Raw genomic sequence first — 10,864 nt, 5'->3', positions numbered from 1 at the left:
GCCTCAGGAACAACCCGTTGGAACAGTTCCCACAGCTCATCCGGCACCAGCCGCTCAACGATCGAGACCACGACCGACAGCCTACCGACCCAAATGAGATGACGTCTTAATGGGCGAGTCAAGGGTCGCTCGGGTTGTCAGGCGTCGTGGTCGGCGGCCTCTTCGAGCAGGTCCATGGCGCGGTTGTGGAAGCGGCGTTCGGCGTCGCGGCACGGGGCGTTGAAGAAGGCTCGTTGAGCTTCGGCAAGATCGCAGTGCAGCAGGCCCATGGTCACGAACACGGCTTCCACTCCGTGACACCCGTTGTCCTTGAGGAACTGCTGGAGTGCGTCCGTGTCGCCGGTTGCCTCCCAGACGGGCCGGGCGGTTTCCTGCATGGCGGCGATGCGCGCTGATCGTTCTGCGTCGAAGCCCACTGGGGTCCGCCTCTCTATTTTGGCCCGCAGGCTATCGCCAGGTAGGCGGGGTGCGCTGGCCCGTTCAGGCGGCTTGGGCGACGGGTGGATGGAAGGTGAAAGGCCTGTCGTCACGCAAGAGCGCCCACAGGACATCGGCACGTCGGCGGGCGGGGGCGATGACGGCCTGGACGTCCTTGCAGCCCTCGACCCGTTTCTTCACGTAGTAATCGCGGTTGGGGCCTTCGCGGATGATGCTGGTCTGGGCGGAGAGATAGAAGACGCGGCCAGGCGTCCCGAAGAGCGGGGCGGCCACTTCACCGGAGCCACTTGGGCAAGCGACTTTAGAGCCACACCCCACTCTTCCGGACCGCTAAACAACTTACGGAGCGGCTTTGGGGTGGCGCTGCTTTGGGGCGAGTGATCATGGCCCCGTAAGCTTCCGGCGAGTCGGGCAGTCTGTTGACCTGCAACTCAGCTGTTGGGCGATCGCCCGGGGCGGCCAGCTGACGACGTCTTGCGCCGTGCGCTGCGGGGCTGGGCTTTCGTCGTCCAAGCCTCGGACGAGGAAGCTCCGCCGGTCGACATCGCGAACGCTCTTCGCTGGGTAGCCAAAGCCTCGCTGCCGTTGGCGACACTCAAGAATCCGGCAGACATCCGCCGCGTCCTCGACTCGCTCAAGCTCAGACTGTCGGGCGCCCCAGCGGCCGCCGAGACAGTACGGCGCAAGCGCGCGGTCCTCTTCAACGCCCTCGCCTACGCGGTCGAACTGGGGGAGCTCCCAGAGAACCCGGTCACGCTCGTGAAGTGGAAGCCGCCGAAGGTGATCAAGGAAGTCGACCGCCGGGTCGTGGTGAACCCTCGGCAGGCACGCGAACTCCTGGCCGCAGTCTCGTACGTCGGCGGCTACCGCAGAGCCCGTGGGCGGCGCATGGTCGCGCTCTTCGCCTGTATGTACTTCGGTGGGCTTCGGTCGGCGGAAGCTGTGGCGCTGCGTCGTCCGGACTGCAGGCTGCCGGAGACCGGGTGGGGTTCGCTGATCCTGGAGAAGACCCGCCCGACCGTCGGGAAGCGCTGGACCGGGACCGGGGAGGTTCACGACAACCGCGGCCTCAAGAATCGCCCCGCGAACGAAACTCGCATCGTTCCGATCCCGCCTCGCCTCGTCCGCATGCTCCTCGCCCACATCGAGGAGTTCGGCACTGCCACGGACGGGCGGCTGTTCGCCAACGAACGTGGGGGAGTGGTCGCCTCCACTACGTACTGGCGTGTCTGGGGCGAGGCTCGACACCTGGCGCTCACGCCGGAACAGGTGGCCTCGCCGCTGGCCGCTCGGCCGTACGACCTGAGGCACGTTGCGCTCTCCTCCTGGCTCAACGCCGGCGTCGACCCCACCGAGGCCGCGGAGCGTGCGGGCAACAGCGTCGAAGTGCTGCTGAGCAGGTACGCGAAGTGTCTAGGACGAGCCCGGCGACGGGACCTGATCCCGGCACACCTCTGACACACGCACCTGCGGCATGATGGCCCCTGGACTACGGTCCGGGTGCTCGGCATTTTCCGGGCCTGACCTGCGGATTCCTGCCCTGTAGCCAGTCCACGGATAGTCCACAACCCTCGACATAAAGCCACCCCGAGCGGCACACGCCTGCACATACGCGAAGACCCCGTCTCAGCGAAAGCGCTGATGGCGGGGTCTTTGGGCACCTCATGCAAGGTGCCGCCCCCGGCAGGATTCGAACCTGCGCACACGGCTCCGGAGGCCGCCGCATCTACTGCACCAAGGCCTGGTCAGCGAGGCCTACCGTACTTTTCTTGAGGGTCTCGTCCACGACTGGTCCACAGGAGAGTTCCCGACGGGCGCGGTGGGTCGAAGCCTTCGGGCCGCCACCCTGAGCCTAAGTGTCAAGGTGACGGCCCTTTTGATCGCTTGTCCAGTCAGGGCTCTGGACACTGGCAATGAGGTCACGGACTCCAAGGAGGTCCACTTACCAACGCTTCCATCGCCGTCTTGGACCTCTGCTGAGCTTTATTCCGGTCCCTGTCGGATCAGCCTTGATGCCCGGCGAGACTGCTCACCGCTGGAGGCACCCACAACCGAACGGTGCGGTCGAGGCTGGCGGTGGCGAGCACGGAGCTATCCGGCGAGAAGGCGACTGCAGTCACGGCGTCGTGGTGGCCGGTGAGAGGCTCGCCGACGAGTTGGTGGGTGGCCGGGTCCCACAAGCGCACTGTGTGATCGTTGCTGGCTGTAGCGATCAGACCGCCGTCGGGAGAAAAAGCCAGGGCCACGACGGCGTCATCATGCCCGGTCAGGGGCTTTCCGTCGGGCTGGTAGGTGGCCGCGTCCCATAGTTGAATCGTGTGGTCGTCGCCAGCGGTGGCGATCAGACTGCCGTCCGGGGAGAACGCGACAGAGCTGACGGAGCCTCTGTGGCCATCCAGGAGCTCGCCTGTTGGCTCGCGGCTGGTGGAATCCCACAGGGGAACTGTGCCGGCATCCGTGGCGGTGGCGATCAGATTGCCATCGGGAGAGAACGCGACCCCAGTGACGAGCCCGTGATGGCCGGCCAGTGGGGGACCGGCGGTTTGTCGGGTAGCAGGCACCCACAGTCGTGCGGCAGCACCATCATTGGCGACGGCGAGCAGGGTGCCGGTGGGCGAGAAAACCACCGACGTGATGGGGCCGAGGTGGTCGGCCAGGGGGCTACCCGCCGCCGGTACCCGGGTAGCCGCGTCCCACAGACGTACCGAGCCGCTGCGGTCCGCGGTGGCGATCAGAGTGCCGTCGGGGGAGAACGCCACCGCCCTCACGGAGTCTCGGTGCTTCGTCAGAGGCCTGCCGACTGGTTGCCGGTTGGCTGGATCCCAGAACCGCACCGTATCGTCGGCACTCGCTGTAGCGAGTTGGGTTCCGTCGGGGGAGAACACCACGGACCAGACCGCGTCGCGATGTCCGATCAGAGGTGCCAGAGATATGCCTTCGCCGTTCTTGAGCGCGGTGAGGACACTTCTGCTGGCGAGGCCGCGCGAGGTCAGGAGGTTTAGGCGGGTGCGCAGTTGGGCGTTCTCGGCTATCAGGTTCTCATGCGAGTCTTCTTCGTGCCGTGCACGCTGTGCCGAGGCAGGCGCTGGCTGGGCGTCCTCGGCTTCCCACAGCCGCACCGTGTGATCGAAGCCGGCGGTGGCGAGCAGGCCGCCGTCGGGGGAGAACGCTACGGCTGTGGCGTTGCCGGTGTGGCCGGTCAGTGGCGATCCGACGGTCTGGTGAGTGGCCGGGTCCCAAAGACGCACCATGCCGTCGACGTCGGCGGTAGCGAGCAGGCCACTGCTGGGAGAGAACGCGACGGCTGTGGCGGAACCGGTGTGGCCGGTCAGTGGCGATCCCACGGTCTGATGGGTGGCCGGATCCCAAAGACGCACCATGCCATCGTCGCTGGCGGTGGCGAGCAGGCCCCCGCTGGGGGAGAACGCCACCGATCTGACGGGGCCGTCGTGGCCGATCAAGGGCTTACCGACCGCTTGGTGGGTGGTCGGGTCCCAAAGACGCACCATGCCGTCGAAGCTGGCGGTGGCCAGTAGGACGCCGTCGGCGGAGAACGCGACGGCCGTGACAGGGCCGGTGTGCCCGGTCAGTGGCTTGCCGACCGCTTCGTAGGTGTACCGATCCCAGAGGCGTACGGTGCGATCGTAGCTAGCGGTGGCCAGCAAAGCGCCGTCAGGGGAGAACGTGACGGCCGTGACGGCTTCCTGCTTCATGGTCGGGAGCACTCCGACCGTTTCATAGGTTGTTGGATCCCAGAGCCGTACCGTGCCAATGTCGCTGGCGGCAGCAAGTAGACCCCCATCCGGGGAGAACGCGACGGACCTCACGGTCCTTGTGTGGCCGGTCAGTGGCTTACCGACCGCTTGGTGGGTGGCTGGATCCCAGAGCGCCACCATCCCGGCGGCGCTGCCGGTGGCCATCAAGTTGCCGTCGGGGGAGAAGGCCACCGACCATACGAAGCCAGAGTGGGGCAGGACCGGCGGTGCGTGACGAAACCTCAGGAGCTGTCGGTTCTCGAGTGGCGCGGACGCGTTCATCGGCGGTGCCGGTGTTTCGGGCACCTGGGCTGAGGGTCGCGGGCAACCATTTACGACCGACGGCGGCACCGACTGGGGTGCGGGCGGCGCGTGGCGGGCCTCGTCACGTAGGTTCGCGAGTCGGGTCCACTCCGCGCGCCAGGGCTCGACCCTTGGATCATTCCGGCCCACAGGGGACTGGTTGTCGTTCGCGAGAGTGAGTAGCGTCCGGACGAGGGCGATCAGGAAGTCGACGCTAGGCAAGCGCTTTCCGCCGAGGGTCTCGCTGATCGCGGAGACCGAGAGGGACTGCCCAGAGGGTGCGGCACTGCTGATGTTGCGCTGGGAGGGGTTGCCGCATCCGATCCGCAGTTTCCGGAGCTTGGAGGCGAAGACCTGAAGTTCCCGCTCATACGCGGCCGCAGAAACGTCCTCATGCGCCACGTACGTCCCCCCGATGGTCTGTGGGACTCAGCGTATGACGCTGGTTGCCGAACATCACCGAATTCCGCCGAACACCACCATACAGAGTGGGTGTTCGCCCGGAGTGCCACGCGTTACGGCGATGGCCTGCGACGATCGGACTTATCCGGGTCTGTTCGTGCTAGTCGGGGCATAGCGGACGAGGCTGGTGTGCTGGGCGCATGGATGAAATTGAAGAGCCCAGCTCGCCCGCCGTTCCCATGTCCAGGCCGGTACCGGAGGCACCGACCCGTGATCGGGTACTTGACCTGGTCGCGCTGCTGGTCCTGATCACGCTGGTGACGGGCGTCTTCATGCTGGCCGGCCCCGAGGCGTTCACCGCAGTCACCAGCGTCGGGCTGGGCCTCTTCGCGGCCTGGCGTGGCAGGCCGCCGCGCCCGTGAACCGCTCGGTATGCGGGAGCGGCGGCGAGCTCGGTGGTCACTGCGGGGCCTCACCGCAGCCCCAATTCAGGGCCTTACGCGCGGGCGGCCGCCAGGCCGCCCGCGCGAAATCTGTCGACCAGTGCCGGACGTGTGCTGGAACGGGCCCGTGTGGCGCCGACGCCATTTCCCGACGGTCTGTTCGGCGCTCCGCAGCTCATCTGGGTGGATCGGGCGGCCGGCGGCGTCAGGCTAGGTGTGAGGCGACGTTCACGAACAGTGCCGGTCGGCCCAGCGACTCTGGCCTCCGACGGGCGCGGGACCGCTGGCGGTGGGCTGGGATGACCCACATGACTGAGTCGTCGCCCGACCAGGCCGACCACAGTCGGGGTGCCTGACCTCTCGTGACCTTGGCCATTCGCGATGAAGGTTTGGGGCTGGGGGGCCTGCGGATGATCTCGTTGGGCCGCTTGATCGACGGTCGTGGAAGTACGCGAGCTGGAAGGCGCCGGTCCCCTCGCTGACCTGGTCACGCTCCTTGCGGATACCGCTCGGTCTCGGATCCCGAAAGCCCAACCCCTGGTCTCACTGCTCGACGAGGGACGACGATAACGGCTTGGGATCGGGGACCGGACCATCCTCGGCCAGCCGTGAGAATGGGGTGGACTTTCTCGACACGGTCACGCCAACGACGATTTCCGCGGTATGCTTTCGCAATGTCTGAACTGCAAGAAGAGCCAAAGCGAGATCGCACCGGGGTTGAGCTGTTCGCGGGCGCGGGTGGCCTGGCGATGGCGGTCCATGGGGCGGGCTTCCGGCCATTGCTGTTCAATGAGTTCGCCCCGCGGGCGTGTCAGACCCTGGAAGCGAACGGGGCCAAGCCCCGAGGGGACGAGGAGCGCATCCCTGAGCCCGGGGAGCCGTGGCCGCTGGTGGCGGGGGACGTCCAGGACCTGGATATGAGCTATCTGCTCGGTCGTGTCGACGTGCTCGCCGGCGGCCCCCCGTGCCAGCCGTTCAGCCTGGGTGGGATTGCCAAGGGGGACGAGGACAAGCGCAACATGTTCCCGCAGATGTTCAAGGCGATGCGCCAGATCCGACCTAAGGCCGTCATCTGCGAGAACGTCGTGGGACTGCTCAGGCCATCGTTCAAGCCGTACCTCGACTACATCTTGCGCGAGATGGAGATGCCTTTCGAACTGCGTGATCCGCAGATCCCTTGGCAGAAGCACGACGAGTCGCTCGTTGAGGCCAGGAATAGGGCCGCCAGTGACCCGTCGGAGCGCTACAAGGTGGTGATGACGCGCGTGAACGCCGCCGATTACGGGGTCCCCCAGATCAGGCACCGCATCATCATCGTCGCCTTTCGGGAGGACCTCGGGGTCGACATCGACCAGTTCAAGGAGGACGTGCTTCCCCAGTACTCAGAGGAGGCGCTGTTCCGGTCCATGCTCGATGGCTCCTACTGGAAGCGCCATCCCGATGTTCCCGCGCATGTGCGCGCCCGGGCTATGGCCAAGATCCGTAAGGACGTTCCCCTTGTCCCGGACGGATCGAAGCCCTGGCGTACCTTCCGGGACGCTATCGCTGGCATCGATGAGAACGAGGGTAAGCCCCTGCCTAAGATCCCCTGGAACAGGCTCGACCGCCGTGAGTATCGCGCCGGAGGGTTCACTGACCACATCGGATGGCCCGACGCCCGGATCTACAAGGGTCACACGCCCAATGAACTGGACCGTCCTGCCAAGACAGTGAAGGCCGGCGTGCATGGTGTCCCTGGCGGAGAGTCGGTGATGCTGACCGATGATCTAGAAAGCCCCGGTGGCACTACCTATAGGCACAGGTATATGACCGTGCGTGAGACCGCTCGCGTCATGACCTTCCCTGACGACTGGAAGCTGGAAGGTCCTCGTGGGGAGAAGATGCGGCAACTGGGCAACGCGGTCCCGGTGAAGCTAGGTGCGGTCTTCGCCGATGCGGTAGCCAAGGCCCTCGATAGGGCGTCGGGGTCAAGGTCGTGAGCGGTATGTCGAAACCACCACAAAACCGTTGGAACGATAAGTTGCCCCCCGACCGCGCCTGGAAGGGGCGTCCGGGGCGGACTCGGAAAGCTCTGTCCGCTGAACAGGACAAAGCGGCGGGCGGCCGCCATCGGCGTGTGGTTGACCTGGGTGACGGCCGCGTTGCTCACGCCTCGGTATCGTTGAGGGTCCTGCCTAAGACGCGGCGCATCCGCGCGTCACTGCGGTGGGGCGACGGAAGGAAGTCCCCTGAGCGCTACTTGGGCGAGGTTGAGCATGAAACCCGTGCGGCCAACCTCGCTGAGGGCTGGCGGCTGGCCTGGGCTAAGGGCCTTTTGAAGGAAGGGACTCTACCCGAAGACTCGACAGCCTCGACTCCAGCGGTCCGTGCCTCAATGAAAGGCAACCGTGGAAGGGACACGAAGCCTGAGAAAGTCCTCCGGTCGCTTCTCTTCAAGGAAGGACTTCGCTACTTGGTCAACGCACCGCCGATCCAAGGCCTCCGGCGTAGCGCCGACGTGCTGTTCCCGAAGGCGCGAGTCGCCGTCTTCGTCGACGGTTGCTTCTGGCATGTCTGTCCGGAACATCACCGACCAGCGACCAAGAACACGGACTTCTGGACGGAGAAGTTCGCCGACAACCAGCGGCGGGACGCTGAGACCAACCGGATCCTGGAGGAAGCGGGCTGGACGGTCATCAGGGCTTGGGAGCACGAGGCACCGGAGGACGTGGCCCGGCGGGTCATCTCAGAGGTCCGCGGCGTGACCGGCGAGGCGTAGTTACAGCTCCTCGCCGAGCAGTAGGTCATCGATGGCGTCCGTCAACCTGCGCAGAAGGATACGACCCTCCTCATCGCTGTACGCGAGGACGGGACTGTCTGTATCGAGACCTGCCTCGGTGAGAATCTCCAAGGGAATCTGCACCCGGCCGCTCGCATCGATGGTGACTTGCGCGGGTTCCCGGATCATGAGGCGAGTCTCGCACGCGCGTGAAGCTCAGAGGCACGTCTCGTAGCGGGGCGTACCAGTAGGGGTATCGAGATCTTTGTCCCGCACGTGTGGGGGCCGCCCATTAGGGTTGACGGCATGCTGATGGATGCTCCACGACCGTGCCTGACCGGGAACGACGGTGGGCAGCTTGACGCTGGTGGGCGCGCTTTACGTCCTGCCTGCCAGGCATGTGTTCATGACGAAGAGGGGGGCCGGCTGTGACCGAGAACCAGTACATCAATGTCACCCCACACCCGCGCATCTTGGGTGTGCTCGGCGACATCGAGTTCTCGCACTGGCAGTGCCTGGCCGAGTTGATCGACAACTCCTTCGACGAGTTCCAAGCAGCCGGCGAGACGGTGGACCGGCCCTCGGTCGCGGTCTCGCTGCCTCCGGCGAACTCGAAGCGTGCGACGGCTGAGATCACGGTGCAGGACAATGGCCGGGGCATGAGCCTGGAGGCTGTCACCAACGCCATCAGCGCGGGCTGGACGAGCAATGGTCGACACGGTTCCCTCGGCTTGTTCGGCATGGGCTTCAATATCAGTACAGCCCGACTCGGTCGACGTACCACTGTGCGTACCAGTCGGGCGGGCGACCCGGACTGGATCGAGGTGACCCTGGACCTGGTGCAGATCGCCAACTCATCCAGGTACCAGGCGCCGTACCGCACGGTGCCCAAGACCAATCGTGAAGAGCATGGCACCACGATCACCATCAGCGACCTCAAGCAGGAGCAGTACGCCACGCTCTGTCGCCCGCAGACGCAGAACGTGATCCGGGAGAAGCTCGGAGATGTCTACAGCTACCTGCTGTCGGAGAAGGGCTTCCTGCTCACGCTCAACGGCAAGAAGGTCAGGCCGCGCCTGCCTTGTGTCTGGGACGAGAAGCGGACCGTCACCCGCCAGGGCGTGGAGATCCACGCGGTTCAGAAGATCAACCACGTGCTGAGCCCCAAGAACGCCTGCATGGCCTGCGGGTATTGGAGTTCTGCCGACGCCGAGCGATGCGAGGAATGTGGGCAGGACCGCCTGGAACTGAGAGAGCGCAAGATCTGGGGGTGGATCGGGATCCAGCGGTACGTCCACCGCACCGACTACGGCCTGGACTTCCTCCGCAACGGCCGCAAGATCCTTCTCAAGGACAAACGGGTCTTCTACTGGGAAGATGAGGACAGCCTCGCTGAGGCTGAGCTTGAGTACCCCATCGACTCCGGAGCCGTGCAGATGGGCCGGATCGTCGGTGAGATCCACTGCGACCACGTCGCTCCGAACTACCAGAAGACCGCCTTCGAGTTCGAGACAGCCGAATGGCGTCAAGTCCTGCGTGAGGTCCGCGGTAACAGTCCCTTGCGCCCAAAGATCGCGAAGAGCCTTGGGCTGCCGGAGAACCGCAGTCCCCTTGGCCTGCTCTACGCGGGCTTCCGTCGCCAGGACCCGGGGCTCAACTATCTGATCCCGGGCGACGGACGCAACGCTCTCCACGAGACGGCGGCGAAGTGGGCCGGGCTGATGCGGATGGGCGGCTACGAATACCAGACCGACGAGGTGTGGTATCGCGCTGCGTACCAGCACGACAACCCAATAGCCGCGGAACCGCAACCGGGGAATGATGACATCCTCCCCGGGCTTGGGGCTGGTTTCCTCGACCCGGATGACGAGACCGGAGGCGGTTCGGAGCCCGACACGACCACGGCGGGCCAGGAAGCGTCCGAGGACGACGCCGCACCAGTCGAGACGTTGGACCAGCGGCTCCAGCGATACCGAGATCACGCCGACCCCATCGTGGACCTGACGGGCCCGTACTACCTCGAAGACCTGGGCCGCGTGGATCTGACGGCTTGGGCGGTTAGCGGCCAGAATCTGGTCACCAAAGACGGGCAGCCCGCGCCTGTGATCGTCTCGATGGTCCGAGCCCCACACTTGGAGGTATTCGTCGACACTGGCCACTCGCTTTTCCGTGAATACGGGACGGACATGCGCGACTTGGCGCTCGTCGAGGTCGCGGAGTTCATGCGGGTACGGGCGAACAACGTGTCGATGCCCCTGAGTGAGATCGTCGCGCAGCTCAAGACCCACACCTCCAGCCCTAGGCTGACGCCGGCGGCGATGGCGGAGGAATCCGAGCGGCTCCTCGAACAGGTGCGTATGGCCATGGTGGCGCCCGTTGCGGCGAACCCGGCTGTGCACTGGCTGCTGCTCACGAAGGATGAACGAGCGGACGCCGAGCGCCGCTTCGCGGTCGAGGCTGGTGGGGCGTTCCCTTGGAACGACGCGATCTCCAATGGGGAGTTCATCCGCTATGTGCCGGCCAGCGCCGTCATCCGTATCATTCAGGACTCCCCGGAGACCTTCCTCGATGGTTGTGTCTTCAAGCGCGGGTACATCGCTCTAAGTGATCCTGGGGCGCGAGAGCTCGTCGTGGAGCGACTGGTCAACCCCCTGGGGGACCTCGCGCTGCTGGAACAGCACCGTCCACGCCTCGACGTGGAGGAGTTGGCCCGGATCAGGATCAGCTGCCGTCTCATCGCGCGCGACCTCGCTGACAACACGTAG

The 10,864-nt window shown here is 65.6% G+C and carries 7 protein-coding genes, 1 tRNA gene and 2 pseudogenes; 5 read left to right on the top strand and 5 right to left on the bottom strand.

Going from position 1 to position 10,864, the window contains the following annotated elements; genetic code table 11:
• Positions 1 to 137: 137 nt before the first annotated feature.
• Complete coding sequence (locus ACZ6TU_RS24135) at positions 138 to 377, bottom strand: hypothetical protein (protein ID WP_466793158.1); 240 nt, start codon at positions 375 to 377, stop codon at positions 138 to 140.
• A gap of 103 nt (positions 378 to 480) precedes the next feature.
• Positions 481 to 681, bottom strand: a pseudogene (locus ACZ6TU_RS24130) (IS110 family transposase); the annotation flags it as partial.
• 189 nt (positions 682 to 870) lie between these two features.
• On the opposite strand from ACZ6TU_RS24130, the pseudogene ACZ6TU_RS24125 reads away from it, so the two are divergent.
• Positions 871 to 1,896 (top strand): annotated as a pseudogene (locus ACZ6TU_RS24125) (tyrosine-type recombinase/integrase); the annotation flags it as partial.
• Positions 1,897 to 2,113: 217 nt separating this feature from the next.
• On the opposite strand, the gene ACZ6TU_RS24120 reads toward ACZ6TU_RS24125, so the two are convergent.
• Both ACZ6TU_RS24120 and ACZ6TU_RS24115 read right to left on the bottom strand, forming a co-directional pair.
• Positions 2,114 to 2,179, bottom strand: a tRNA-Arg gene (locus ACZ6TU_RS24120).
• A gap of 262 nt (positions 2,180 to 2,441) precedes the next feature.
• Positions 2,442 to 4,898: a WD40 repeat domain-containing protein gene (locus tag ACZ6TU_RS24115; RefSeq protein ID WP_467681345.1), complete on the bottom strand. Its 2,457-nt coding sequence runs from the start codon at positions 4,896 to 4,898 to the stop codon at positions 2,442 to 2,444.
• 200 nt (positions 4,899 to 5,098) lie between these two features.
• Here ACZ6TU_RS24115 and ACZ6TU_RS24110 point away from each other — a divergent pair, with 200 nt between their 5' ends.
• The 3 genes from ACZ6TU_RS24110 (at position 5,099) to ACZ6TU_RS24100 (ending at position 8,099) form a co-directional block, all read left to right on the top strand.
• On the top strand, positions 5,099 to 5,320 hold the full coding sequence (locus ACZ6TU_RS24110) for a hypothetical protein (protein ID WP_467681343.1): 222 nt from the start codon (positions 5,099 to 5,101) through the stop codon (positions 5,318 to 5,320).
• Positions 5,321 to 6,015: 695 nt separating this feature from the next.
• Positions 6,016 to 7,320, top strand: a complete 1,305-nt coding sequence (locus tag ACZ6TU_RS24105) for a DNA cytosine methyltransferase (protein WP_467681341.1) — start codon at positions 6,016 to 6,018, stop codon at positions 7,318 to 7,320.
• A 137-nt stretch (positions 7,321 to 7,457) separates the two neighbouring features.
• Positions 7,458 to 8,099, top strand: a complete 642-nt coding sequence (locus ACZ6TU_RS24100) for a very short patch repair endonuclease (RefSeq protein ID WP_467681340.1) — start codon at positions 7,458 to 7,460, stop codon at positions 8,097 to 8,099.
• Here ACZ6TU_RS24100 and ACZ6TU_RS24095 read toward each other — a convergent pair whose 3' ends face one another.
• The gene (locus ACZ6TU_RS24095; protein ID WP_467681338.1) at positions 8,100 to 8,288 is read right to left on the bottom strand and encodes a hypothetical protein; all 189 of its coding nucleotides are present in this window, start codon (positions 8,286 to 8,288) and stop codon (positions 8,100 to 8,102) included. It abuts the gene before it with no gap.
• 239 nt (positions 8,289 to 8,527) lie between these two features.
• Here ACZ6TU_RS24095 and ACZ6TU_RS24090 point away from each other — a divergent pair, with 239 nt between their 5' ends.
• On the top strand, positions 8,528 to 10,864 hold the full coding sequence (locus ACZ6TU_RS24090; RefSeq protein ID WP_467681336.1) for an ATP-binding protein: 2,337 nt from the start codon (positions 8,528 to 8,530) through the stop codon (positions 10,862 to 10,864).

The sequence above is a fragment of the Streptomyces sp. NPDC052064 genome, from assembly GCF_055585925.1.
Note: the sequence above shows the minus strand (reverse complement) of the source record. Positions and strands in the feature narration are given on the sequence as shown.